The 26,119-nt window shown below is 57.8% G+C and carries 24 protein-coding genes; 19 read left to right on the top strand and 5 right to left on the bottom strand.

Features of this window, described 5'->3' with window-relative positions; all coding sequences use genetic code 11:
• The first annotated feature begins 39 nt into the window (after window positions 1–39).
• The 8 genes from K5I40_RS20240 to K5I40_RS20205 all read left to right on the top strand — a co-directional run bounded on the left by K5I40_RS20240 (window position 40) and on the right by K5I40_RS20205 (window position 5,856).
• Window positions 40–414, top strand: coding sequence for a hypothetical protein (locus K5I40_RS20240; protein WP_039030037.1), 375 nt, complete (start codon window positions 40–42; stop codon window positions 412–414).
• A gap of 179 nt (window positions 415–593) precedes the next feature.
• Window positions 594–959 carry a DUF1870 family protein gene (locus K5I40_RS20235; protein ID WP_223074799.1) on the top strand — a complete coding sequence of 122 codons (366 nt, stop codon included), beginning with the start codon at window positions 594–596 and terminating at the stop codon, window positions 957–959.
• A gap of 552 nt (window positions 960–1,511) precedes the next feature.
• Window positions 1,512–1,706 carry a hypothetical protein gene (locus tag K5I40_RS20230; RefSeq protein ID WP_138371047.1) on the top strand — a complete coding sequence of 65 codons (195 nt, stop codon included), beginning with the start codon at window positions 1,512–1,514 and terminating at the stop codon, window positions 1,704–1,706.
• 67 nt (window positions 1,707–1,773) lie between these two features.
• Window positions 1,774–3,027, top strand: coding sequence for a YadA-like family protein (locus tag K5I40_RS20225; RefSeq protein WP_223074798.1), 1,254 nt, complete (start codon window positions 1,774–1,776; stop codon window positions 3,025–3,027).
• Window positions 3,028–3,408: 381 nt separating this feature from the next.
• On the top strand, window positions 3,409–4,095 hold the full coding sequence (locus K5I40_RS20220; protein WP_223074797.1) for an RluA family pseudouridine synthase: 687 nt from the start codon (window positions 3,409–3,411) through the stop codon (window positions 4,093–4,095).
• 71 nt (window positions 4,096–4,166) lie between these two features.
• Window positions 4,167–4,790, top strand: a complete 624-nt coding sequence (locus K5I40_RS20215) for an NUDIX hydrolase (RefSeq protein WP_223074796.1) — start codon at window positions 4,167–4,169, stop codon at window positions 4,788–4,790.
• Window positions 4,791–4,799: 9 nt separating this feature from the next.
• A complete protein-coding gene (locus tag K5I40_RS20210) occupies window positions 4,800–5,681 on the top strand; it encodes a PhzF family phenazine biosynthesis protein (protein WP_223074795.1) in 882 nt (293 codons plus the stop codon).
• A 4-nt stretch (window positions 5,682–5,685) separates the two neighbouring features.
• Window positions 5,686–5,856 carry a hypothetical protein gene (locus K5I40_RS20205; protein WP_223074794.1) on the top strand — a complete coding sequence of 57 codons (171 nt, stop codon included), beginning with the start codon at window positions 5,686–5,688 and terminating at the stop codon, window positions 5,854–5,856.
• A 70-nt stretch (window positions 5,857–5,926) separates the two neighbouring features.
• Here the strand turns inward: K5I40_RS20205 and K5I40_RS20200 are convergent, their stop codons facing one another.
• On the bottom strand, window positions 5,927–6,277 hold the full coding sequence (locus K5I40_RS20200; protein WP_223074793.1) for a type II toxin-antitoxin system HicB family antitoxin: 351 nt from the start codon (window positions 6,275–6,277) through the stop codon (window positions 5,927–5,929).
• 635 nt (window positions 6,278–6,912) lie between these two features.
• On the opposite strand from K5I40_RS20200, the gene K5I40_RS20195 reads away from it, so the two are divergent.
• The 6 genes from K5I40_RS20195 (at window position 6,913) to cydB (ending at window position 11,588) form a co-directional block, all read left to right on the top strand.
• Window positions 6,913–7,095, top strand: a complete 183-nt coding sequence (locus K5I40_RS20195; RefSeq protein ID WP_039030032.1) for a general stress protein — start codon at window positions 6,913–6,915, stop codon at window positions 7,093–7,095.
• Between the two features lie 91 nt (window positions 7,096–7,186).
• Complete coding sequence (locus tag K5I40_RS20190; protein ID WP_039030031.1) at window positions 7,187–7,681, top strand: ferritin-like domain-containing protein; 495 nt, start codon at window positions 7,187–7,189, stop codon at window positions 7,679–7,681.
• Between the two features lie 31 nt (window positions 7,682–7,712).
• The gene (locus K5I40_RS20185) at window positions 7,713–8,219 is read left to right on the top strand and encodes a ferritin-like domain-containing protein (RefSeq protein WP_223074792.1); all 507 of its coding nucleotides are present in this window, start codon (window positions 7,713–7,715) and stop codon (window positions 8,217–8,219) included.
• A gap of 15 nt (window positions 8,220–8,234) precedes the next feature.
• A complete protein-coding gene (locus K5I40_RS20180) occupies window positions 8,235–9,107 on the top strand; it encodes a manganese catalase family protein (RefSeq protein WP_138370603.1) in 873 nt (290 codons plus the stop codon).
• A gap of 67 nt (window positions 9,108–9,174) precedes the next feature.
• A complete protein-coding gene (locus K5I40_RS20175; RefSeq protein WP_039030028.1) occupies window positions 9,175–10,578 on the top strand; it encodes a cytochrome ubiquinol oxidase subunit I in 1,404 nt (467 codons plus the stop codon).
• Window positions 10,578–11,588, top strand: a complete 1,011-nt coding sequence (cydB, locus tag K5I40_RS20170; RefSeq protein ID WP_039030027.1) for a cytochrome d ubiquinol oxidase subunit II — start codon at window positions 10,578–10,580, stop codon at window positions 11,586–11,588. The genes K5I40_RS20175 and cydB overlap by 1 nt, the downstream gene beginning before the upstream one ends.
• A gap of 317 nt (window positions 11,589–11,905) precedes the next feature.
• Here the strand turns inward: cydB and K5I40_RS20165 are convergent, their stop codons facing one another.
• Genes K5I40_RS20165 through K5I40_RS20150 form a run of 4 tightly spaced genes read right to left on the bottom strand, consistent with a single transcriptional unit; the run spans window position 11,906 to window position 14,392 of the window.
• Window positions 11,906–12,892, bottom strand: a complete 987-nt coding sequence (locus K5I40_RS20165; protein WP_223074791.1) for an SDR family oxidoreductase — start codon at window positions 12,890–12,892, stop codon at window positions 11,906–11,908.
• A gap of 10 nt (window positions 12,893–12,902) precedes the next feature.
• The gene (locus K5I40_RS20160; RefSeq protein ID WP_039030025.1) at window positions 12,903–13,427 is read right to left on the bottom strand and encodes a 2-oxo-tetronate isomerase; all 525 of its coding nucleotides are present in this window, start codon (window positions 13,425–13,427) and stop codon (window positions 12,903–12,905) included.
• Complete coding sequence (locus tag K5I40_RS20155) at window positions 13,424–13,876, bottom strand: DUF421 domain-containing protein (RefSeq protein WP_138370602.1); 453 nt, start codon at window positions 13,874–13,876, stop codon at window positions 13,424–13,426. The genes K5I40_RS20160 and K5I40_RS20155 overlap by 4 nt, the downstream gene beginning before the upstream one ends.
• Window positions 13,877–13,885: 9 nt before the next feature.
• Window positions 13,886–14,392, bottom strand: coding sequence for a hypothetical protein (locus K5I40_RS20150; protein ID WP_223074790.1), 507 nt, complete (start codon window positions 14,390–14,392; stop codon window positions 13,886–13,888).
• Between the two features lie 142 nt (window positions 14,393–14,534).
• Between K5I40_RS20150 and K5I40_RS20145 the strand changes: the two genes are divergently transcribed.
• The 5 genes from K5I40_RS20145 to K5I40_RS24175 all read left to right on the top strand — a co-directional run bounded on the left by K5I40_RS20145 (window position 14,535) and on the right by K5I40_RS24175 (window position 25,979).
• Window positions 14,535–14,927: a YdeI family stress tolerance OB fold protein gene (locus K5I40_RS20145; protein ID WP_039030022.1), complete on the top strand. Its 393-nt coding sequence runs from the start codon at window positions 14,535–14,537 to the stop codon at window positions 14,925–14,927.
• Between the two features lie 220 nt (window positions 14,928–15,147).
• Complete coding sequence (locus tag K5I40_RS20140; RefSeq protein ID WP_223074789.1) at window positions 15,148–16,827, top strand: ShlB/FhaC/HecB family hemolysin secretion/activation protein; 1,680 nt, start codon at window positions 15,148–15,150, stop codon at window positions 16,825–16,827.
• Window positions 16,827–17,375: a toxin-activating lysine-acyltransferase gene (locus tag K5I40_RS20135; protein WP_139563489.1), complete on the top strand. Its 549-nt coding sequence runs from the start codon at window positions 16,827–16,829 to the stop codon at window positions 17,373–17,375. Before K5I40_RS20140 ends, K5I40_RS20135 begins: the two co-directional genes overlap by 1 nt.
• Window positions 17,368–21,039 carry a filamentous hemagglutinin N-terminal domain-containing protein gene (locus K5I40_RS24180; protein ID WP_405023085.1) on the top strand — a complete coding sequence of 1,224 codons (3,672 nt, stop codon included), beginning with the start codon at window positions 17,368–17,370 and terminating at the stop codon, window positions 21,037–21,039. Before K5I40_RS20135 ends, K5I40_RS24180 begins: the two co-directional genes overlap by 8 nt.
• Window positions 21,040–21,071: 32 nt before the next feature.
• On the top strand, window positions 21,072–25,979 hold the full coding sequence (locus tag K5I40_RS24175) for a hemagglutinin repeat-containing protein (protein WP_405023067.1): 4,908 nt from the start codon (window positions 21,072–21,074) through the stop codon (window positions 25,977–25,979).
• The last annotated feature ends 140 nt before the right edge of the window (window positions 25,980–26,119 follow it).

Below are 26,119 nucleotides of genomic sequence, written 5' to 3'. Positions count from 1 at the left end.
ACGTGAATCCCGCGAAATGGCTAAAAAGGTGTTGATGTGATGGAAGAATCCACATTAGAAGATGAGTTTAACCGCCGTGTTAAGCAGCTTAGCGAGCGCGCGAAAGCAGCCGGTACCAACGTCAGCGAACTGTGCCGCATAGCTGGCGTCAGCCGCACTACGCCCGAGCGGTGGAATAAACGGGTTCCGAAGTCCATCACCATTTTTGATTCGGTTTTCCAGGCTCTGCTGGATCTCGAAAGAGCCAAAGGAGAGGAGGAAGAGGCGTTTAAAAATCTCCCGCTTCGCGAGCAGGAACGCCTTAAAGCCCAACGAAAAGAGCTCGAACGAGAAAAAGAAAAAGAGCGCCGTTTAAAGCGCAATGAGGCGCGCAGGGAAAGCCGCGCGCGACTGAAAAACGCGCAGCAAGACTAAGGGCGACGCAGGCTTATCTTGTGGATAGCCCAGCAAGTACGCAGGTTGCGGCCACGCTATAAAGTTACTTGTAATATTTGCTACTGATGAGAGCCCTCATTTATCATCTGACTTTATATTCAGATGCCGCAATATTGCCGGCACATAGCTGCGACTTATTATCAGAAGTGGATTAATAAATGAATAGACTCGCTCTCATTGCGTGCAGGCGCATACTTTTCCTTGAGGTTGAGGAGGCGGCGACCCACATTGCCGAAGTCTCTCAGCGCACCTGGCGTTACTATGAGTCTGGTCGCACCCAAATTCCTGGCCATCTTGCTGAGAAAATTGAAAAACTTCTCCAGTATCATACTGTTATGAAAGATCGCATGTCGAAAGAAGCGGACGAATATCGTCAGAAAGGGGAAGGCAGACAGGCCGTTCCGTATTATCTGACCTTCGAGGACTATCAAAAAGAGACGGGTCTCGATGATGTGATCGCTTTTCGTCTCGATCAGTCGGTTAAGGCTGCGCTCTACCTGGAAGATAAAGTCGTCTTCTATTAAACGTTAACCAGCCGCACTACCGCGCGCATGACTCCTTCGCTGTAACTCTCTTTATCGCTCTCTGCCTGCTCTCACCACTCTTCTGATTTCTGTTCTCCGCACGGGCCCTGCTCCTGGCTTGCCATCCTGGCAAACCGCTGTGCCAACGTGGCACAACCTTTCATATCTTAATTGTATATATTTGTAATCGTCACATTTTAATTAATCATAAAAGATAAACATAAAGTTCCCAAAATGGAACTTTAACAATAGATGTTAAATAAAGAAATGTTTCTATAACAGATATGTTATTGCCAGTCCCCTGCCGAAAATCACGCAAGCTCTTTTTAATCATTTCATTCGAAGATTCTCTACAGCCAGCAATGACAAGGCCTTAAGATTAAGTCATACAAATAAAATAAAATGTTTTGAGAAATTATTAAGTTAGTTGAAAGGCTATTTTCAAAAGTAAAAAATCATTAAAAAGGATATTGCCGCCCTACAAAATTACGAGTAGTCTCCGTTCCGCTTCTGGAACACCCAGTCAGCCCCCTGCAAAACGGAGCATGACAAATGGCCGCAACACGTGGCGTTCGGGCGGGAGTATCGGCAAATGCGAACAGTGAATGGGTCGTGTTTACCGCGAAATTGCCCCAGGCATTAAAGAAGAAATTAAAGATTGCAGCCGCTGAATGCGGCCAGAAGCAGCAAGAGATTGTTGCTCAGGCTGTTGAGATGTGGATGGCGGCGAACGGCTTCAATAAGTAACCGACAAATTAGTAGTAACCGACAAAACAGTAGTAACCGACAAAACCGACAAGAAACAGGAAAGACCATGAAGAAAAGTATTCTGGCAGTAACTATTTGCGCAATGTTTGGCGTTTCCGCCATGGCATCCGCTGCAACCGTTGATACCAACCTTGCGCTGATTAATGACCAGCAAGATCAGATTACCATCAACAAAAACAGCATCGACACGCTGAATGGCGTGACTACCGATCAAGGTCGCGTAATTAGCGGTTTGAACACTATCGCTACTAACAACCAGAATGCGGTTAGTCATCTGACCAACGTTACCGATCACAATACTGCCGATATCGGTACGCTTAACCAGCGCACCAGCACAATTGGCACTAAAGCGGCTGATAACGAAGCAGCTATTGCGCAGCTTAAACCAGCCGTTACAAACAATACTCAGGCGCTGAAAGACCAGAAAGATTTCATCAACATCAATAGCCAGAACATCCAGGCTGTTGGCAAACAGGTGAAAGGCAATACCGATAGTATCGAGGCGAACAAATCCTCTATTGATAGCCTGAACGCAACCACTACCGATCAGGGTCGTGTGTTGAGCGGCGTTAACTCTATTGCAATGGCAAACCAGAACGCCGTTAGCCATCTGACCAACGTTACCGACCACAATACTGCTGATATCAGCACTAACACTTCTGCCATTGCCCAGAACCAATCAGCAATCGGTCAGAATGAGCTGAACATTAAGGCTAACGCTCAGAAAATCACTAAAACCCAGGATGCTGTTGCTCAGACTGCATTAACCCAGCGCGCTACTGATGCTCGCGTGGCTAAAGATGAAGATGCAATCGGCCAGAACACGCTGAATGTGCGCAACAATAGCGCTCGCATTGATTCCGATGACCAGGCCATCGCTGCGAACAGCGCTCGCATTGATTCTGCTGATCAGAACATCGCTGCGAACAAAGCTGCTGCTAAAGTCGCAAATGACCGCGCTTCTCTGAACTCCGCTGCTATTGCTAACCACGAAGAGCGTATCGAAGGCCTGGAGCAGTCCACTAACAGCAAATTCGCCGATCTGAACAAACAGGTTGATGACAACCGCAAACGCGCATCCGCAGGTATTGCTGGCGTCGCAGCAATGGCGAATATCCCGCAGGTTATTCAGGGTCAAACCTTCTCTGTTGGCGCAGGCGTGGGTAACACTGACGGCGAAAGCGCACTGGCTGTGGGTATGTCTGCACGTGCTGGCGAAAATGTCGTTGTTAAAACGTCTGTCTCTAACGACACCCAACACAACTTCGTCGTTGGCGCAGGCGTGAGCTACGGCTGGTAAGTCTTAACGCCCCGCGTCGGCGGGGCTAGTAAGCTCTCAGGAGCGATCAAAAGTGCCTTGTGATTACGTACTGCTAACCCTCAATCCACTGCAGTAATAAGTCATCAACATGCAAGATTTCCCCGTCTTCGGACGGGGCTTTTTTTCTCCAGACGAAAAAAGGCCAGACAAGCTGGCCTTCTTTCCAAATTAGTAACCGACAAGAAACTAACTTTGTCCGATGCGCATCGGACGGCCAGAAGAATATCGCATTCCCTGGTGCAGCGCAAATCAGGCCCCCTGCAGGACCTGAATGCCGCCGGACACCCGTTCCCCAGCCCGATTCGCCAGCCCCCTTCGAATTAGTTATGATCCCCCTCTTTTTTGCCTGCGGTCAGCCTGATGCCTGTGATTATCGATAATTTTATTGCCCCGCCCTGTCATGAGGAAATAGAGACGCTCTGGCAGGACGAGCATCTGGTGCTGATCAATAAGCCCAGCGGGCTGCTCAGCCTGTCGGGCAAAAATCCGCAAAACCTCGATTCGGTGCATCACCGGCTGGTACAGATCTTCCCCGGCTGCACTCTGGTGCATCGCCTCGATTTTGGCACCTCCGGGGTGATGGTGATTGCCCGCAACAAGGCGATCAATGCCGCCCTCTGCCAGCAGTTCAGCCAGCGCAGCGTGACGAAAATTTACACTGCCCTGCTCTGCGGGCATCTGCCTGACGACGAAGGGGTGATAGACGCGCCGATTGCCAAAGATCCGGCGCTGTTCCCATTGATGTCGATTTGCGCCCTTTACGGCAAGCCCGCCCGCTCCCGCTATCGGGTCACTGAGCGTTTTTATTATCAGGGAGGCGTGCCGGTGACGCGGGTGGAACTGACGCCGGAGACCGGGCGCACCCACCAGCTGCGCATTCACTGCCGGGAGCTGGGCCACCCGATTTTAGGCTGCGACCTGTACGGCGGTTTGCTGATGCCCGGTACAGAAAACACGCCGCGCCTGATGCTGCACGCCAGCGAGCTTCGGTTTGCGCATCCGGTGAGCGGGAAGGCTGTTCACGTTCATAATGCCAGTCCGTTCTGATATCTGCGTTTTTGAAACACAGGGTTAGCTGATATGGTGAGATGTCCTCTGCATAACCCAGGTAAAAAACAATGCCAGAAGCGCTGAAAGATAACGATATCAACACCCTGTTTCAGAAACTGAACGCCATTGCCCAGACCGGATTGACCTATTCCAGAGATGTGTTTGACCAGGAGCGCTATGAGGCGCTGCGCCAGATCGCAACCGAGCTTGTCGGGACGCGCTTTAAGATCGACGGCGAGACGCTGCATCACGTCACCGAGTCCGGTTACGCCACCCCGAAAACGGATGTCCGCGCCTTTATTCTGCGTGACGGCAAGCTGCTGATGGTCCGGGAAGCGGAAGACGGATTATGGAGCCTGCCCGGCGGCTGGGCGGATGTGGGCGACACCCCTTCCACCGCCGTCTGCCGGGAGGTTGCCGAAGAGACGGGGCTTAAGGTTAAGGCCACCAAACTGCTGGGCGTCTGGGACCGCAATCTGCATGGCCATCCGCCCCTGCCATGGCATGTCTACAAGCTCATCTTTCTGTGTGAAGAGACCGGCGGCAGCCTGGCGGTAAATCACGAAACCACCGGCATCGGGTTCTTTGACATTAATGAACTGCCCGATTTATCGCTGACGAGAATTGTGGCGGAAGAGCTGGAAGTGAGTATGGCGATCGCCACCAGCGATCGCCCGACCTGGTTTGACTGAGGCTGAGTAATGAAAAGACGCTATGCCGTTGCTGATGTATTTACCGATCAACCCTTCCTGGGCAATCCCGTCGCGGTTGTTTTAGATGCAGAAGATCTGAGCACAGAGCAAATGCAGCGGATCGCCGTGGAGTTTGGCTACAGCGAAACGACCTTTGTGCTGCCGCCGGAGGATGCTGCCCACACGGCGCGAGTGCGGATTTTTACCCCCTCGCGTGAAATTCCTTTCGCGGGCCATCCTAACGTCGGTACGGCGTATGTGCTGGCAACCTGTGATCCGTCGCTGCCTGACACGCTGCTGTTTGAGGAGATTGCGGGTCTGGTTCCCGTCAGGCTGTTAAAAGAGAACGGCACGGTGACGGGCGCGGAGTTACTTGTGCCGGAAGCCTTATCCTGTCGCTCTGAAGTCCGCCCGGAACAGGTCGCCGCCTGCCTGTCGTTAACGGCAGAGGATATCCGCACCGAAGTTCATAACCCTGTTGTCGCGTCGGTTGGCCTGCCGTTTCTGGTGGCCGAGCTTGCGACACGGGATGCGCTTCGCCGCTGCGTGCCGAATTTACAGGGATTTCGCGCGATACTGCCGCTTGATGGCGCAGTCTCGATTTATGCCTATACCCTGGATAAGGATGCCGGTGAACAGGGCGATATTCAGGCGCGGATGTTCACGCCCCGGATGACGGAAGATCCGGCGACCGGCAGCGCCACCGCAGCGGTAACCGCCCTGCTGGCACTGCATCAGGATAAAACCACGCTCTCTCTTGCGGTCAACCAGGGGGTGGATATGGGCCGGGCCAGCGTGCTCCGTTCAGGGTTTGACGCCTCATCCGGAAAGGCCGTTGTACGCGTGGGCGGCAGCTGCGTTATCACCATGGAAGGGACGTTCAGGTTGTAACCTTGTGCCAGCCATTGCCGGGTGGCGGCTGCGCCTTACCCGGCCTACAAGGGCTTTTGACCCTCCAGGCACGGCAAGCGCAGCGGGGCCGGGCAGTCAGACCGCGCCAGTGCATCGTCAGATCGTCACCGCCGCAGAGATGCTGGCGAAGAAAAAAGGTCAGTCTGTGGCGTAGCGTTATGTGAATAACTTTTTCAATGCGGGCCGGTGGTGGCCCGCAAGAAATCAATCATGACTTAAACGCCTTAGACCAAAGCCAGTTCACGCTCTAATACTTCAACAATAAGCTGATTTTTGGACATTGCGTGTTGCTTTGCCACCGCAGTCAGGCGTGCGCCGAGGCGTCCGGATACGCGTACTGTCAGGCGTTCCTGCTGTTCTTCTCGAAACGGCTCTATACCTTCTTCACGACAATCCTGTAGATATTCTGCCAGAGAGATCTCTCCCTCGCGTTGCAGACCAGAGATACTATCCGCGACAAAATCACAGTAACCAGAAACATTAATAAATTTGCCGCGAAACGCGCCGATTTCAGCCTCAAAGGTAATGATGGCCGGTTGTCCCTGAATCATCATGATATTGCTGGACTTATTCATATTCTACTCCTAATGACTTCTCTAGCCACTAACGTAATTTTTGACGTCATGTCATGACGTCATCCTGGCAAAAAACCGTAATGACGTCAATCTCTGACGTCACAGGAAGCCGCATCGTCGTGCAGAATGCTTTCTCCCCTTAGCCCATTATTTCCCCCTTCGTTTACTCTCTTAGAAGTAGCATTTTCATGAGTGACTGTAATCCATACATAATATACACAGCCGCTTCGCGTGATTATTTTTCACTCAATTAACATTGCTGCCAATAATATATAAAAACCAATTGAGATTATTCCCAAGTACATCTAATTAATATGCACTATACGCTCGATGACCCATTTGTAAACTTGCGTAAAGAGCCCCGTCACGCCTGGACTCGCCCGTTTCAGCGAAACATAAAAAAAGCGAAAAAGCAGAAGTGTCGGAAGGTCGTTTGTTTACATCACCTTGGCGGTAAATATTTATAAAACAAACGAAGCGTTATTTTCAGTTAAATCTTAAAATGAAAAGGATATTATTTAAAAAAGCCAGTTTGACTCTTCGAAAATAGGGGCTAAATTTAATCCTGAACGACAACGGATACGAATACCAACGTATCTTAACTGACATAAATGATGTAAACGAGGAAACATAATATGGCAGAGCAACGTGGTTCAGGTAATTCTTCGCAGGATCGTGAAAGAGCCTCAGATACGGGTAAGAAAAGCGGACCGCAGAGTGGCGGTAATTTCAAAAACGATCCGCAGCGTGCTTCCGAAGCAGGTAAAAAGGGTGGTCAGCACAGCCATGGCGGCGGACGTAAGTCTGACAACTCTTAATTCATCTCATTATTAAAGCCTGTTCTTCACTTTAATCGGAAATCTGCGAGTCCGCGGGCTCGCAGAATTTTTACGTCACTGGAGAAAATTTATGAATATGAAAAGTATAGAGGATGTTTTTATTCATTTACTATCCGATACCTACAGTGCAGAAAAACAGCTTACCCGCGCGCTGGCTAAATTGTCCCGCGAAGCGTCCAGCCCTGAATTAAGCGCTGCGTTTAAAGCGCACCTGGAAGAGACCCACGGCCAGATTGAACGTATCGATCAGGTAGTGGAAAAAACGCCAAACCTTAAACTGAAAAGAATGAAGTGTGTGGCGATGGAAGGCTTAATCGAAGAAGCCAATGAAGTCATTGAAAGCACAGAGAAAAACGAAGTGCGCGATGCGGCCTTGATCGCAGCGGCGCAAAAAGTCGAACACTACGAAATTGCCAGTTACGGCACGCTCGCCACCCTGGCAGAGCAATTAGGCTATACCCAGGCAGTGAAATTATTAGCCGAGACGCTGGAAGAAGAGAAATCCACCGATCTTAAACTCACCGATCTGGCCGTCGGTAATATTAACCAGAAAGCAGAAAAGTAAGTCTGAATTAACCGAACCCGAGGAAGAAAATATGAATCACGTAGAACACTACCATGACTGGCTACGCGATGCTCACGCCATGGAAAAGCAAGCCGAATCTATGCTCGAATCAATGGCGAGCCGCATCGATAATTACCCTGATGTACGCGCCCGAATTGAGCAGCATATTTCTGAAACCAAACATCAGATTACCCTGCTGGAAGAGATCCTCGACCGTAACGATATTTCCCGCTCGGTTATTAAAGACTCCATGAGCAAAATGATGGCGTTCGGTCAGTCGATGGGCGGCATGATGACGTCCGATGAAATTGTGAAAGGCTCTATTAGCGGCTACGTTTTCGAGCAGTTCGAAATTGCCTGCTACACCTCCCTGCTGGCCGCGGCGAGAAAAGCCGGGGACGTGGCGTCGATCCCTGCCATCGAATCCATCCTCGCGGAAGAGCAGCGCATGGCCGACTGGCTGATCCAGCATATCTCTGACACCACTGAACAGTTCCTGCTGCGTTCAGATGCAGACGGCGTGGAAGCAAAAAAATAACTCAGGAGTGAGCCTATGTTTCGACACGTAAAGCAGTTGCAGTACACCGTCCGCGTTGCCGAGCCTAATCCAGGCCTGGCAAACCTGCTGCTTGAGCAGTTTGGCGGCCCTCAGGGCGAGCTGGCTGCCGCCTGCCGCTACTTCACGCAGGGGCTGGGCGATGACGATCCGGGCCGCAGAGAGATGCTGATGGATATCGCCACCGAAGAGCTCAGCCACCTTGAGATCATCGGCACGCTGGTCGGCATGCTGAATAAAGGCGCCAAAGGCGAGCTGGCCGAAGGAACAGAAAGCGAAGCGGAACTGTACCGCTCGCTGACGGCCAACGGCAACGACAGCCACATTACCTCCCTGCTGTACGGGGGCGGGCCATCGCTGACCAACTCCGCTGGCGTACCCTGGACCGCAGCTTACGTCGACACCATTGGGGAAGCCACCGCCGATTTACGCTCGAATATCGCGGCGGAAGCGCGCGCTAAGATCATCTACGAACGCCTGATCAACGTCACCGACGATGTCGGGGTAAAAGATGCCCTCGCGTTCCTGATGACCCGTGAAGCCGCGCACCAGCTCTCGTTTGAGAAAGCATTGCAGTCGATTCGCAACAATTTCCCACCGGGGAAACTGCCGCCAATCGAACAATATGCGACCACCTACTACAATATGTCTGCAGGTGACGATCTTCGCGGCAGCTGGAATAGCGATGAAAACTTTGAGTACGTTGCCGATCCGCAACCCGCCGTTGACGGTGGAGACGGCAGTGCTCAGGTCAAGCTCTCGAAGGAGCAGACTGCTCTGCTCAAAGCGATGGCGAAACGCACCGAGTCGGATCCGAAAGCCGATCCACTCACTGGCGCTGAGCTGGGTGCCGGAAAGAAAAAACCGTAACCCTGCCCGATAAGCAGTACCACGATGCCCCGTTTCTTACGGGGCATTTCGCCGACAGGGGATAACGATGCTGGAACTCGATGCGTTTCATCTCGCCAGGCTTCAGTTCGCCTTCACGGTCTCATTTCACATTATCTTTCCGGCGTTGACCATCGGCCTTGCCAGTTATCTGGTGGTGCTGGAGGGGATGTGGCTGAGGACCAAAAACGACGTCTGGCGCTCGCTGTACCACTTCTGGTTAAAAATCTTTGCCGTTAACTTCGGGATGGGCGTGGTCTCCGGCCTGGTGATGGCCTATCAGTTTGGTACCAACTGGAGCGGCTTCTCCCAGTTTGCCGGGAGCATCACCGGCCCGCTGCTCACCTATGAAGTGCTTACCGCCTTCTTCCTCGAAGCGGGTTTCCTCGGCGTGATGCTGTTCGGCTGGAATAAGGTCGGGCCCGGCCTGCACTTTTTTGCCACCTGCATGGTGGCGCTGGGCACCTTGATGTCCACCTTCTGGATCCTCGCCTCCAACAGCTGGATGCACACCCCGCAGGGCTTCAGCATTGAGAACGGCCAGGTGATCCCGGAAGACTGGTTCGCCATCATCTTTAACCCCTCCTTCCCGTATCGCCTGATCCACATGTCCATCGCCGCTTTCCTCAGCAGCGCCCTGTTTGTCGGTGCCTCCGGGGCGTGGCATCTGCTGCGCGGCAATGACACCCCGGCGGTGCGCAAGATGTTCTCGATGGCGCTGTGGATGGCGCTGCTGGTCGCGCCGATCCAGGCCTTTGTCGGGGATATGCATGGCCTGAACACCCTCGAACACCAGCCGGCTAAAATTGCCGCCATCGAAGGCCACTGGGAAAATCCGCCCGGCGAGGCTACGCCCCTGCTGCTGTTTGGCGTGCCGGATATGGAGGAGGAGCGCACGAAGTACGGGCTGGAGATCCCGGCGCTTGGCAGCCTGATCCTCACCCACAGCCTGGACAAGCAGGTTCCGGCCCTGAAGGATTTCCCGAAAGATGAGCGGCCCAACTCGCTCATCGTCTTCTGGTCGTTCCGCGTGATGGTGGGCCTGGGGCTGCTGATGATCCTGATGGGGGTCACCAGCCTGTGGCTGCGCCGCCGTCGCCGACTGTACCACTCCCGACCGTTCCACTGGTTTGCCCTCAGCATGGGACCTGCTGGCGTGCTGGCGATCCTGGCGGGCTGGATCACTACCGAAGTGGGCCGCCAGCCGTGGGTGGTGTATGGCTATCTGCGCACCATTGACGCGGTGTCGCTGCACAGCACGCTGCAAATGAGCATCAGCCTGCTGGCGTTTATCGTTGTCTACTGCTCGGTGTTCGGCGTGGGGCTCGTCTATCTGGTGCGGTTGATTAAAAAGGGACCGCAGCCTGTCGACAACCTCTCAGTGAAGACCGACGGCAGACCGGCACGTCCGCTCTCGGCGGCAGAACCGGTACCGGAAGAGGAGAAACTGTAATGGGCGTCGATATCTCAGTCATCTGGTTTGCGATCATCGTTTTCGCCACCCTGATGTACATCATTATGGATGGTTTCGATTTGGGTATCGGCATGCTCTTCTACTTTGAGCGCGACCCGGAGGCCCGCGACGTGATGGTCAACAGCGTCGCTCCGGTATGGGACGGAAACGAAACCTGGCTGGTGCTGGGGGGCGCAGGGCTGTTTGGCGCCTTCCCGCTGGCCTATGCGGTGATCATCGATGCCCTGACGATCCCCCTGACCGCCATGCTGATCGGCCTGATCTTCCGCGGGGTGGCGTTCGAGTTTCGTTTTAAGGCCACGCCGTCGCACCGCGCCTTCTGGGATTACTCCTTCGCTGGCGGCTCGCTGCTGGCGACCTTCAGCCAGGGGATTGTGGTCGGGGCGATGATTAACGGCTTTGACGTCGAAGGCCGCCGCTTTGCCGGTTCGGCGCTGGACTGGCTGACGCCGTTTAATCTCTTTTGCGGCCTGGGGCTGATGGTGGCCTACACCCTGCTGGGCACGACCTGGCTCATCATGAAAAGCGAAGGGGCGCTGCAGAACCATATGCGCGATCTGACCCGCCGCGTGCTGCTGGCGCTACTGGGCGTGGTGGCGGTGGTGAGCATCTGGACGCCGCTCGGCTGGCAGTTCGTGGCCGACCGCTGGTTCACGTTGCCGAACTTCTTTTACTTCCTGCCGGTGCCGCTGCTGGTGGGGCTCTTCGGGCTGTGGATCTGGCGACTCACCCGCAACCCGCACAGCCACACCCGGCCGTTTATTCTGACGCTCGGGCTGATCTTCCTCGGCTTTAGCGGGCTGGGCATCAGCCTGTGGCCGAATATTATTCCGCCGCGCATCACCATCTGGGACGCCGCCGCACCGCCGTCCAGCCAGCTGTTTATGCTGGTGGGAACGCTGCTGATTATCCCGCTGATTCTGGTCTACACCGCCTGGAGCTATTACGTGTTTCGCGGCAAGGTGACGGATACCGAGGGGTATCATTAAGCATAGCGGCATTGCGCGCAATAAAACGCCGGGTGGCGGAGGTAAATGCAAAACGGCAACTCAAGTTGCCGTTTTTAGTGTTTGCACCCTCTCCCAGTGGGAGAGGGCCGGGGTGAGGGCATCAGGCCGCACCCGGCCTACAAAACTTTAGACCTTGTAGGCCGGGCAAGCGAAGCGCCCCCGGCATTTGACACCGGCAGGAACCTAAGGTGAACGGAACTACCACCTCATCCGCATGTTCCCCTCACCCCAGCCCTCTCCCCGAAGAGGAGAGGGAGCCGACCGCGCCAATATTTACCCACCAGGAGAGAACAAATTTATTTCCGCCGGGTGATAAGCCTGCCGACCAGCAGCAGCCCCGCCAGCGCGGCGCTACCCAGCAGCACCTTCCCCGGCACGCCGGAGGTGATGGCCGTGGCGCGGGTTCTGGCCTCGCTGGAGAACCGCCCGTGCACCTGATGCATACCGCTGACCGGGGCGGAAAGGTCATCCTGCCGCCCGGGGGGATTGAGCTCGCTGGTCATCTGCCCTTCCCACGCCTTTTTCACCATCATGCGGTCGAGAAAACCGGGGAACAGGAACTGGCCGATAATCGCCTGCACAGTGCTGCGCCCAACCCATAGCTCCCGCACCGGACGCCGGGTGACGTTGAAAATCGCCTCGGCGGCCACCTCCGGTTCGTAGACCGGCGCGACCGGGCGCATGGCGAAGGCAAACTTATTCCGCGCCCAGCTAAACTGCGGCGTGTTGAGCCCCGGCATCTGCACCATCGACAGCTGAATGTTGATCCTCTCGTGGATAAGTTCGGTGCGCACGGCATCGGTAAAGCCGCGAATCGCCGCTTTCGCCCCGCAGTAGGCCGACTGGAGCGGGATCGAGCGGTAGGCCAGCGCGGAGCCGACCTGGATAATCTGCCCGGTATCGCGCGGGGTCATTACCGCCAGCGCCGCCCGGGTGCCATTGACGTAGCCGAGATAGGTAACGTCCGTGACCCGACGAAACTCGTCGTCGTTCATGGTGCGAAACGGCGCCAGCACCCCGCACATGGCGTTGTTGACCCACACGTCGATTGCCCCGAGCTGCTGCTCGAATTCGTTCGCCGCCGCCATGATAGCCGACGCGTCCGCCACATCAGCATTTACCGCGTGGCACTTTACGCCGTAATGTTCGATTTCGCCCCGCGCCACTTCCAGGCTGCGGTCATCGCGGGCGATAATCCCCACGTCATAACCCGCCTCTGCAAATCGCAGCGCCGTAGCCTTGCCTACGCCAGCCGTCGCTCCGGTGATCACCACAACGCTCATCATGCTCTCCTTAATGCAGTTGCTTTTTCCAGTGCGGGATCTGCCGCAACAGTTCGGAAAGCGCATAGCGAACCGCTTTCTCAATTACGTCTTCACACTCGCCGGTGAAGTGCTGTACGGCGGTGGTGACTTCGCCGTGAAAACACCAGCCAAACCAGACGGTGCCTGCCGGAGTGCCGTCCTCACCGCCGTCCGGCCCGGCGTAACCGCTGATGGCAATGCTGATATCGGCGTCGGCAAGCTTCAGCGCCCCTTCGGCCATCTCGCCCACCGTCTGGCTGCTGACGGCGGTGTATTTTTCAAGGGTGGCGTTACTGACGCCCAGCACCTTGTGCTTGGCTTCATTGTTAAAGGTGACCACGCCGGTACCAAAGAACGAGGCGGTATCCTCTTCTGCGCACAGCGCCGAAGCCAGATTGCCGCCGGTACAGGACTCCGCCGTGGTAAGCAGCCAGCCCAGGTCGATCAGAACGGTGGCAACCTGGCTTGTGAGCTCCTTGGTGGTTTTAGCCTGGTTCCAGATATTGTCTTTCATGATGCACTCTCTTCAGGAACAATCGAAATATGACCATTACGTTCAAGTATGGCGTATTTAATTTTTTTCAGTTCCGTTATGCCATGATTCTGACGGGCAGAGACCAGAATATCGTCGCAGGAAACATCGACCTTTTTTAATTTTTCGTTTTGCAATTCACCGTGAACCACCAGAATAACCGGGGAGCCATCGAGCACCGATTCCGCACCGGAAATATATTTTTTCACCATGCCGAACAGCATATCCACCACCACCAGCGTAATAATGGTGAGCATGGCGCCGGTGACGGAAAAATCGTCTCCCAGCAGCGCCTGCTGGGTGGCTTCGCTGATAATTAACAACAGAATAAGATCGAAGCTGGTCATTTGCAGCAGCGCCCGTCTCCCGGCAATTTTAAATACCACCAGCAAAATCAGATAAATCGCCACCGCCCTGAGTATCATTTCCATACTGTTGCCTTAGGGATAGATAAATTGCCAGAAAGAGAGAGCCGGTTGATTATTGACCGTCACAGAGGTATTGGTTTTACCGGGGCGATGCGGCGTGGTGTAAAGCCAGACGGTAAAATCCCGGCGCGGCTTCTGATAAACCAGCACCATCTCCCCGCCCTCGCTGTACATTGCGTCGGGCTGCGGCCAGATATTATCGGTCTGAATTCGCGCCATATAGTCACCGCCAATACGCAGCGTCAGCGGAGCAGGATCCGCGCCCGGAACGGTAATTTTTAACTCGACGGGGGTTTGCAATCGGCCAAAACGCTGGTATTCCACCTGCAGGCTATTTTCAGCGCTGCTTTTTGTCGCCTCGCTAAAATAGCCGCCGGAAAAAAGCCCCAGCAGCGCAGCGGCAATAATAAGTAATAACAGAACAAAACCGAAGCGGTGGGCATCGTATTCAAACTGCAGGGCGGCATGGCTTTGTTTCACGCCGGGCAAAGCGGGGGGATTTTCTTTTGCTTTTGCCATATATCACCTCACCGTCTCGTTAATTAATATTATGCAGCCAGATGATTTTTATCGATAAATTTGATTAAGACAGTTCCTGTTTGCAAAATAAAAAATAGCAACCAGGCTTAATCTGTCAAGCAGGCTAAACCAAGGAGGCCGTATGAAATTATCCGTCGCACCCTTATTGTGTTGTCTAATAATTCCGGCAGCTTATGCCGATGATAACGGTGGACTGAAGAAAGATACTGCCCCTCCTCCACCGCATGCACTGGATGACGGTTACCGCGGCACCGAGGATGCCCGAACCATGACCGTAGAGCAGGCAAAAGAGATGCACGACGGGGCAACCATTTCCCTGCGCGGTAATCTTATTGACGGCTCCGGCGGCGACAAATTTAAATTCCGCGATAAAACCGGCACCATTGATACCATTATTCCCCAGGCGGTATTTGATGGCCGCAAGGTCCAGCCCGATAATATGATCAGCATTAACGGCAGCCTGGACAAAAAATCTTCGCCTCCGGTGGTTCGCGTCGACCGCATTCAGAAATAGCCATAAATTTCACTTAAGTTTCCCGTGGATATTTCCCGATATCCACGAGAAACCTGCGTTATATATTTTCCACGCCTGAACCTACCAGATTTAAGGAGCCTCAAACTCGGATAATTCCGGGCTTTAGGATTAATCCCCCTTTCATTCCCGCCCTAATACTTAAACAATTTTACACAAATTCACATTGTATTCACTTTGCTTACACAGCACGGATTCGCCGATGATCGCCCGACACAATATCGCCATAATAATAGCGACAGCCGCTGGCCTGCCTTTAATTCTCCCTGCCCATGCCGCGCCGCCGGATAATCAATTCATTATTCAGCAACAGCGCCAGAGAGCCCTGGAGCAGCAATTAACCCCGCCGGTGCCGGACGTGCGTCTTTCTGAGCCCGCCTCCGGCTTTGGCAGAATTGCCTTTCCGACCGAAACCCCCTGCTTCCCGATCAACCGCGTCGAGCTGAGCGGTCAGGAGGCCCTGCCCCACTGGGTGCCGCTGCAGCGTATCGCGGATCAGGCCCGGGGGCGCTGTCTGGGCGGCAAAGGGATTAACCTGCTGATGAGCACGATGCAGAACCGCATCGTCGACCACGGCTGGATCACCACCCGCGTGCTGGCCCCGTCTCAGGATCTGAAAAGCGGCACCCTGAAGCTTGCCATCGTGCCGGGCACCGTCCGCCAGGTAAAACTGACGCCAGATAGCGACGACTATATCCAGCTGTACAGCGCCTTCCCGGCGCATGAAGGCGAGCTGCTGGATCTGCGCGATATTGAACAGGGGCTGGAAAACCTGCAGCGCCTGCCGACGGTCGAGGCCAACATGGAGCTGGTCCCTGGCGAAAACCCGGGCGAGACCGACGTGGTAATCACCCGTAAGCAGAGCAAAATGTGGCGCATCGGCCTGTCGCTGGACGACGCCGGAACCGAAACCACCGGGCGTTATCAGGGCGGCGTGACCTTGTCGCTGGATAACCCCTTATCCCTGAGCGATCTGCTCTATGTCTCCGCCAGCCACGATCTGAATGACAAGGGCGGCAAAGGTAGCAAAAACGTCACCGCCCACTACTCGGTGCCCTTTGGCTACTGGCTGCTGGGCGTCACCGGCAGCGACTACGACTACCACCAGACCGTTGCCGGCCTGAACGAGGACTATCGCTACAGCGGTAAAAGTAAAAACCTCGACGTTCAGCTCAGCCGGGTGCTGCACCGCAGCGGCTCGCAAAAGACCACCTTTACCTACGACGTGCTGGCGCGGGAAACCCGCAACTATATCGACGATACCGAAGTGGGCGTCCAGCGCCGTCAGACCGCGGCCTGGCGCATCGGGCTGGATCATCGCCACTACATCGGCCAGGCGACCCTGGACGCGGGCATCAGCTATCAGCGCGGCACCCGCTGGTTTGGCGCACAGCCTGCGCCGGAAGAGTACTGGGGCGATGCCACGGCGCTCAGCAAAATTACCCTGTTGAGCGCCCAGCTCGACCTACCGTTTGCCATCGGCACGCAAAACTTCCGCTACAACGTGCAGTACCTGCGCCAAATCAGCAACACGCCGCTGACGCCGCAGGATCAGTTCGCCATCGGCAACCGCTGGACGGTGCGCGGCTTTGACGGCGAGCGCACCCTGAGCGCCAGCCACGGCTGGTACGTGCGTAACGATATCGCCTGGCGCACGCCGCTGCCGAACCAGGAGTTCTACCTGGGTGCCGATTACGGCGAAGTGGGCGGTTACAGCTCCGATCTGCAGGTGGGCAAACACCTGGCGGGCGGCGTGGCTGGCCTGCGCGGCAATGCCTTTAACACCGGCTACGACCTGTTCGCCGGCACGCCGTTCTCGAAGCCGGACGGCTTTGAAACCAGCGATCTGACGCTCGGCTTTAACCTCAACTGGAGCTGGTGATGCGCGTCGGCAATCTGGATATCAAAGCGCCGCTGATCCTCGGCGGAGAAGAGAGCGAGGCCGAGGTGCTCGGCGCTACCGTCTGGCTGTGGATGCACTCCCCGATGCACCGGGATGCACCCCTGCACGCCCTGCCCACCCTGCTGCTGCCGATCATCAAGCGCCGCCAGTACGTGCTGGTGAGCGAAAACGGGCGGCCGATCTTTTTCCTCAGCTGGGCCTGGCTGAACGAGGAGGCGGAAGCCCGCTACCTCACCCGCCCCGCTATCGAAATGAAGGAAGCGGACTGGGACAGCGGGGATCGGATCTGGTTCTGCGACTGGATCGCCCCGTTCGGCCACACCGCCGCGATGTATAACCTGATGCGCCGCGACATCTTCCCCGACCACGTCTGTCGTGCCCTGTATCACCGGGGCGCGGAGCGTGGCAAGCGCGTGATGCTGTTCCACGGCAGTCACGTCAGCCGTCAACATGCCAGAGAGTGGCAACAGAATCACCCGCTAGCTGTGCGCCTGCCGGAAGCGTTTAAAGGAACGAACCATGAATAAGAACCTGTACCGAATTGTCTTTAACAAAGCGCGCGGCATGCTGATGGTGGTGGCAGATATTGCCCGCTCCGGCCGCGCCGGTTCGTCCCGTTCTTCCGGCATCGGTCATACCCACAGCCAGCTTATCGGCAAGGTGAGCGCCCTGAGCTTCAGCCTGTGGCTGGCGATGGGGGCGGTGCAGACGGCGCAGGCCAACATCGTGGCCGACGCCGGTGCGCCCAAAAACCAGCAGCCGACGGTAATTAACAGCGCCAACGGCACGCCGCAGGTCAATATCCAGACCCCGTCCAGCGCCGGGGTGTCGCGCAACAACTACACCCAGTTCGACGTGGATCAGAAAGGGGCGATCCTCAACAACTCGCATAAAAACGTGCAGACCAACCTCGGCGGCATGGTGGCGGGCAACCCGTGGCTGGCGAAAGGCGAAGCCAAAGTGATCCTTAACGAGGTGAGCTCCCGCGACCCGAGCAAGCTGAACGGCATGATCGAAGTGGCGGGTAAAAAAGCCCAGGTGGTGATCGCCAACCCGTCGGGCATCACCTGTAGCGGCTGCGGCTTTATTAACACCAACCGCGCCACCCTCACCACCGGCCAGCCGCAGATGAAAGACGGCGCGCTGACCGGGTTTAACGTCGAGCGCGGCGAAGTGGTGGTCGACGGCGCGGGGATGGATACCTCCGGCGCGGACTACACCGACATCATCGCCCGCTCGGTGAAGGTAAATGCCGGACTGTGGGCCAACGACCTGAAGGTGACTACCGGGCGCAACAAGGTAGATGCCGCCCACGAGGTCATCGAAAAAGGCAGCGACGATCCGGCCACCCGCCCGCAGCTGGCGGTGGACGTGGCCAGCCTCGGTGGCATGTATGCGGGCAAGATCCGCATGGTGGGCACCGAGCGCGGCGTCGGGGTGCGTAACGCCGGGGCCATCGGCGCCCAGGCGGGCAGCGTGACCATCTCCGCCGACGGACGCATCGAAAACAGCGGCACCGTGCGGGCGGCAGAGAGCGCCAGCCTGCAAACCGCAGGCGAACTCAACAACAGCGGCGTAATCACCGCCGCCAGTAACGTCCGGGCGAACGCGGCCAGCCTCACCGGCAGCCAGCAGAGCGTGCTCGCCGCCGGGGTGAAGAGCGACGGCACCTTCGCCGATGCGGGCGATCTGGAGCTGAGCACCAGCGGCCAGCTGAGCGCGCACGGGCAAACCCTGGCGGGAGGCAATCTCAGCGCCAGCGGCCAGGGGGTGGACGTCAGCGGCGGCCAGACCCAGGGCAAACGCCTGCTGCTGGACGGCGGCGCGGGGGATGTGAACACCGCCAACGCGAAGGTGAACGCCAGCGAACTGACTGTCCGCAGCGGGAAGTTGCTTAACAACAGCGGCGGCAGCCTGAGCGCGGAGACGATTAACGTCAGCGCTCACGACCTCAACAACCAGAAGGGCAAAATCGTCCAGCGCGGCAGCGACGCCCTGCGGGTGGATCTGCCGGGCAATCTCGATAACCAGCAGGGGCGGATTGGCGCGGCAAACGGCGTGCAGCTGAAGGCGGCGACGCTCGACAACACCGCCGGGCAGATCGTGGCGGTGGCGGGCACTACCCGTCTCAACGCCGACACGCTCAACAACCAGCAGGGGCTGATCTCCGCCGCTGCGGGTGACGGTGAGATTACCAGCCAGCAGGCCGTCAACAACGCCAAAGGCCGCATCGAGGCGGCGAAAACCCAGCGCATCAGCGCCGGGAGCCTGAACAACCAGCAGGGGGTGATTGTCGCCGACGGCGCAACCCTGGCCCTCAACGGCGGCGAGTTTGATAACCGTTCCGGCTCCCTGCTCTCTCAGGGCGGGCTGAGCGTGGAGAGCGGCGCCCTGAATAACCAGAGCGGCTTCCTGGCGAGCGACGGCGACGTTAGTCTGCGCGCCGGGGCTGTCGACAACACCGACGGTCAGATCGGCGCTAACCAGAGCTTAAGCGCCAGCTTCGACGCCCTGAGCAACGACGGCGGCGCGCTGAAATCGGTCGGGGCCATGACCCTGTCCGGCGGCCTGCTGGACAACCGCCACGGCACCACCTTCTCCGGCGACAGCCTCAGTTTCAACGGCGGCACGCTGAACAACGCCGCCGGGCAGCTGGCGGCGACAGACAGCGTCTCCCTGGGCACCTCGCAGCTTATCAACGCGCGCGGCGTGCTGCAGGGCGATGGGATCAACGTCACCACCGGCTCGCTGGATAATGCCTCTGGCACCCTCAACAGCCTGGGGGCGCTGAACCTCTCGGCGGACAGGCTCGATAACCAGGCGGGCACCCTGGCGGCGAGCGGCGCGGCGGACATCGCGGCCACGGAACTCGATAACCGCAACGGCGGGCGCATCATTGGCGAGGCCGATACCGCCCTGCACACCACCGACCTGCAAAACGGCGGCGGGCAGATCCAGTCGGTGGGCGATCTGCTCCTCGACAGCGCCCGGGGAACCGTGGATAACGTCTCGGGGCTTATCCGCAGCGGCAAAAGCGTGACCCTGAATGCCCTGAACTTTGTTAACCACACCACCCTCGGTAGCAATCAGGGGCTGGAGGGGCAGAGCCTGACCCTCAACACCGACACGCTGGATAACCAGAGCGGCAGCATCCTGGCTAATCACGCGCTGAACATTGACACCCGCGGCGTGCTGAACAACAGCGCCGGGGCGCTGGCGTCAGGCGAAACCCTGAGCCTGAGCGGTGACGGGCTGAAGCTGATCAACGCCGGGGGTACCCTCAAGGCGGGTGAGAACCTGAGCGTGGAGGCGGCGTCGCTGGACGCCAGCGGCCAGCTGCTGTCGCTGGGGGATATGACCCTTCACAGCAACAGCGGCGTGAACAACAGCGGCACCACCCTTGCCAACGGCAACCTGAGCTTCACCACCGACGGCGATCTTACCAACAGCGGCCAGCTGATGGCGGGCAACGCCCTTAACGTGCAGAGCGAGAACCTGAATAACCTCGCCAGCGGTGAAATCAACGCCGGAAGCACCACCCTGAATACCGCAGGCACCCTGGTTAACCGGGGCCTGATCGACGGGATCGCCACCCGCATCAACGCCAACACCCTGACCAACACCGGCACCGGGCGGATCTACGGCGATGCGGTGGGGATCAATGTGGATACCTTTAACAACCTCGCCGAAAACGGCACCGCCGCGACGCTGGCCGGACGCGAGCACGTGAGCCTGGGCGTGCAGACCCTGAACAACGCCGACCATGCCCTGATCTACAGCGCGGGCAGCATGAACATCGGCGGCGCGCTGGACGGCAACGGCGCCGTCACCGGCCGCGCGGGCACGATCAATAACCACAGCTCGACCATCGAGTCTGCCGGGGATATGGCGATTGCCGCCGGGCAGATCAACAACATCAACGATCGCTTCTCCACCGAGGTGGTGCGGGTCTCCGAGGAGGAGCTGACGGATTATCAGCACTCCGGGTCAACCAACCGCTGGAGCTCGACGGAGAACGGCGTCTGGGTGGATGACAACTCGTCTGACGGCCTGAAAAACCTCAACACCCCGGAGCGCTCGGCCACGGCAACGACAATTTCAACCAGTACGACTACACCCGCACGATTGACGAAACGCGCATCAAAGAGAGCGACCCGGCGAAGATCCTCGCCGGGGGCAACCTGCTCCTGACCGGCGACAAGCTGTTTAACGACAAGAGCCAGGTGATTGCCGGCGGCACGCTGGCGATTGACCAGTTGGGCAGCGTGCAGAACGACGACGTGACTGGCCAGCGCTTTACCACCGATGACGGCACCGTCACCCACTACTACCGCATTCGTCACAAAGGCGACGATGAGCAGGGGCGCGATCGCACCGCCTATACTCCGCCGACCACCATTCAGAGCATCTCCCTGAAGCCGGGCCAGCTGGTCAGCAACGGCAGCGTCGAGGGCAGCAACCTCAGCATCACCCCGCTGGTACTGCCGGGTACGGACGTGGCGATTGGTCAGGCCGCGGGCGTTACCCCTGCGCCGCAGCAGACCGTCTCGCCGGGCGAGCCGGTGACGCCGCCTGCCGGTCAGCAGTTTGAAGTGACCCCGGCCGATGGCGCGATCCGCATTATCGGCCCGAATACCACCCTGCCGGACAACAGCCTGTTTAAGGTGAACCCGTCGGCGGAGGTGCCGTATCTGGTGGAGACCGATCCGCGCTTCACCAACGAGCGCCAGTGGCTCGGCAGCGACTATATGCAGGACGCCTTTACCGCCGATGGCGACATGACCCAGAAACGGCTGGGGGATGGCTACTACGAGCAGCGCCTGATCCGCGAGCAGGTGATCGGCATTACCGGCCAGCGCTATCTGGACGGCTACAACAATGACGAAGAGCAGTACAAAGCCCTGATGGATCGCGGCATCACCTTCGGCAAGCAGTATGACCTGAAGATCGGCGTGGCGCTGACGCCAGCGCAGATGGCGCTGCTGACCGGGGATATCGTCTGGCTGGTGAACACCCGGGTGAAAATGCCGGACGGCTCGATGGAGAACGTGCTGGTGCCGCAGGTCTACGCCAAAGTGAAAGCGGGCGATATTGACGGCTCCGGGGCGCTGATTGCCGGGAACAACGTCTCGATCAAGCTCAACGGCGACCTCTTTAACCGTGGGACCATTGCCGGGCGCAAAGTGCTGCAGATCGACGCCGACAACATCACCAACCAGACCGGCACCATTCAGGGGGCGGACGTTAACCTCAACGCCCGCACCGATATCAACAACCTCGGCGGCGCGATGGTGGGCGACAGCAGCCTGCTGGCCAGCGCCGGGCGCGACATCAACCTCACCAGCACCACCACCAGCGCGTCCAGCGTCAACGGTGAGAACAGCTTCGCCCGCACCACCATCGACAGCGTGTCGGGTATTTACGTCCAGGGTGACGACGGCAAACTGGCGCTGCAGTCCGGGCGGGATATTAACCTGACCGGCGCGCAGGTGATCGCCAGCGGCGAGAACGGTAACGCCCGGCTGGTGGCCGGGCGGGATATGAACCTCAGCACGGTGCAGACCGCCAGCCGCGATAACCTGGTGTGGGATGCCGACAACAGCCTGAAGCAGGGGCAGACCCAAACCGTCGGCAGCGAAGTGACCGGCAAAGGCGACGTGACCCTTGCAGCGGGCAACGACCTCAACGCCCGCGCCGCTGCCCTCTCCGCCGGCGAGGCGCTGAACGTCAGCGCCGGGAATAACCTGACCCTGACGGCGGGTGAAAACACCCAGGATCTGGACGAACGGCACAAAGTGGTGGGCGGTAACGGCTTCCTGTCGAAAACCACCACCACCACCCGCGACCAGATCGCCCGTCAGACGGTGCAGAGCAGCGAGCTGAACGGCGACAGGGTAAACCTCACCGCCGGAAACGATCTCACCGTGCGCGGCAGCAACGTGGCCGGTACTGGCGATGTCGCCCTGCTGGCAGGCAACAATCTGAGCGTAGAGACCCAGGCCGAACGCAATAACGAGCTGCACCAGAAGCAGGAGAAAAAATCGGGGCTGCTGAGCTCGGGCGGGATCGGCTTTAGCGTCGGCACCCAGAGCATCAAAACCACCGACACCGGGGCGGACGCGACCCAGGCGGGCAGCACCGTAGGCAGCGTCAACGGCGATCTGACCCTGCGGGCGGGGGATCGCCTGACGGTGAGCGGCTCGGATCTGGTGGCCGGTCAGGATATGACCCTCAGCGGCAAAAACGTCGATATCACGGCGGTGAACAACCGCAGCCAGCAAACCCACGAGGTGGAACAGAAAACCTCCGGCCTGACCCTGGCGCTCTCCGGCACCGTCGGCAGCGCGCTGAACAGCGCCGTCGAGGCCTCCCAGCAGGCGAAATCCTCCGGCAGCGGCCGCCTGCAGGCGTTGCAGGGCGTGAAGGCGGCGCTCTCCGGCGTGCAGGCCGCGCAGGCCGCACGGATGGATCAGGCCCAGGGCGCGGACGCTGGCAACACCAACACCGTGGGTATCAGCCTCTCTTACGGCAGCCAGTCGTCGAAATCGACCCAGACAAGCGAGCAGAACACCGCGCAGGGCAGCACCCTGAACGCCGGGCGCGATCTCAGCGTAATCGCCACCGGCAGCGGCGAGCGCGGCGTGGACGGGGATCTGACCGTGGAAGGCAGCCAGCTGAAAGCGGGCAACGACCTGACTCTCGCCGCCAACCGCGATCTCTATCTGCGCTCGGCGCAAAACACCCAGCTGCTGGACGGCAAAAACGAGAGCAAGGGCGGCAGCGTGGGCGTGGGCATCGGCGTGGGCTCCGGCGGCTTTGGCCTGAACATCTCCGCCAGCGTCAACCGTGGCAAAGGCAATGAGAGCGGCAACGGCACCACCCACAGCGAAACCACCGTGGACGCGGGCCGCCAGGTGAATATCCTCACCGGACGCGACGCCACCCTGACCGGCGCCCAGGTGAGCGGCGAGACGGTGAAAGCGGACATTGGCCGCAACCTGACGCTCACCTCCGAGCAGGACAGCGATCGCTACGATTCAAAACAGCAGAACGCCAGCGCGGGGGGCAGCTTCAGCATCGGCTCTATGACCGGCTCGGCCAGCGTCAACCTCAGCCGCGACAAGATGCACAGCAACCACGACTCTGTCGTGGAACAGACCGGGATCTTCGCCGGGAAAGGCGGCTACGACGTGACCGTGGGCGAGCATACCCAGCTCAACGGGGCGGTGATTGGCTCGACGGCGACCGCCGATAAGAACCGTCTCGATACCGGCACCATTGGCTTTAGCGATATTGAGAACCGCGCCGATTTCGAAGTGGAACACCAGAGCGCGGGCATGAGCACCGGGGGCAGCATCGGCAGCCAGTTTGCCGGGAATATGGCTAACGGCCTGCTGGTGGGCGCTAACCGCGACGGGCACGACAGCAGCACCACCCACGCGGCGGTATCGGACGGCACCCTGATTGTCCGCAATCAGGATCGTCAGGTTCAGGATGTGAATCAGCTCAGCCGCGACGTGGAGCACGCCAACCAGACGCTCTCCCCTATCTTCGATAAAGAGAAAGAGCAGGAGCGGCTGCAGCAGGCGCAGCTCATCGGCGAGATTGGCAATCAGGTGGCGGATATTGCCCGCACCGAGGGGAGCATCCGCGCCACCAACGCGGCGAAAGAGAAGCTGAAAAACGTCAACGCGCAGGATCTGCTGGAGGCAAAAGCGGCGTGGGAAAAAGCCAATCCGGGCAAAACCGCGACCCTGGAAGACATTAACGGCCAGATCTATCAGACGACTTATAACGACGCGCTCAGCGCCTCCGGCTTTGGCACCGGCGGGCAGTATCAGCAGGCGATCCAGGCGGCGACGGCGGCGGTTCAGGGGCTGGCCGGGAGCGATCTCAGTGCGGCCCTCGCGGGCGGTGCCGCGCCGTACGTGGCGGAGGTGATTGGTCACTACAGCGGTCTGAACGACGCGGGCAAAGTCGCGGCACACGCGGTGGTCAACGCCGCGCTGGCCGCCGCCCAGGGCCAGGACGCGCTGGCGGGAGCCGCCGGAGCCGCCACGGGCGAGCTGGTGGGGATGATCGCCACCGAGATGTACGGCAAATCTGCCGACGAGCTGGATGAAACCGAGAAGCAGACGGTCTCTGCGCTGGCGACGCTGGCGGCGGGCTTGTCCGGCGGGCTGGTGGGCGACAGCTCTGCTTCTGCTGTGGCGGGAGCGCAGGCGGGTAAAACGACGGTTGAGAATAACTATTTGAGTACGGCGGAAGCTCGCCAGTTGGATGCGGAACTCGCAGAATGCAAGGCTTCTGGCGGAGATTGTAAATCCGTTGTGCAAAAGTATCTGGATATCAGCAATAAAAATAGCAAGGAGCTCGTTGAGGCATGTACCGGTGGGGGCGTAACCTGCGTCACCTGGGAAGAGTTGCTTCAGGCCAGCACCAATGTTGCCAACGATCCCCAACCTGGTCAGTTCAGACTGGATGAAAAACTGAAGGATCCGGATGCGGCGGCAATCGTGAATTATCTCAATCGTTCAGATCTTAAGTTCCTGAAAGATAATATTACGCAGGGCGATCGCGTGCTGTCCGTTGTGATGGATCCCACCTCATGGCCTGTTGTAGTCATGGGAGGCAAGGCCATCCTCACGAATGCACTCAACAATACGAAAGAACAGCTCATCGCTGTGGGCGTGGGTGTGGGATTAGGGGCGGGTATTCAGTACGGAACCACGGGAGAAGTGAAACTCTCCGATCTCATTTCAAGCGGCCTCATAGGTGGGATTACTGCCGGAAAAGGCTATAATCCGACCGTGACATGGAATGCCGCAGGGGCCTACTATCAGGCTGAAATCAATGGAGATGATCCGTTTATTTCCGCATTACTAAGTAAGGCGGGTGCCAGTGCGGGTTATGCAACGGGCAACCTTATTAAGATACCTATGGATAAAATTCTTAACCCTGTATCGAAGCAATATGAATGGGTACCGACGGGTGTATGGACCATAACCAAACCTGTGCCGCAAAGTTCTGTTCCATCAATCATGGGCAATTTGGGGGATTCGTATATTTCAGGCGTCACCGGAGATGCGTTGAAGAAAAAAGAATCAGGAAAAGAAAATGCGGCTAAATAATTCTAAAAAATCCATCTGGGTACTTTTGGGCATCTGCTTTTTAATGTGCATTGCCTTAATGATGATCGGAACGTTTTCTTATCTTCTGAAAGGCTGGTTGATCTGGGACTTTGACAAGCCTTTTCCTTTCGGAAAAGAAG

Source organism: Leclercia sp. LTM14 (assembly GCF_023736175.1).
GTDB classification, from domain to species: Bacteria; Pseudomonadota; Gammaproteobacteria; order Enterobacterales; family Enterobacteriaceae; genus Enterobacter; species Enterobacter barmai.
The sequence above is the reverse complement of the archived record's forward strand: the minus strand, read 5'-3'. Positions and strand labels throughout refer to the sequence as shown.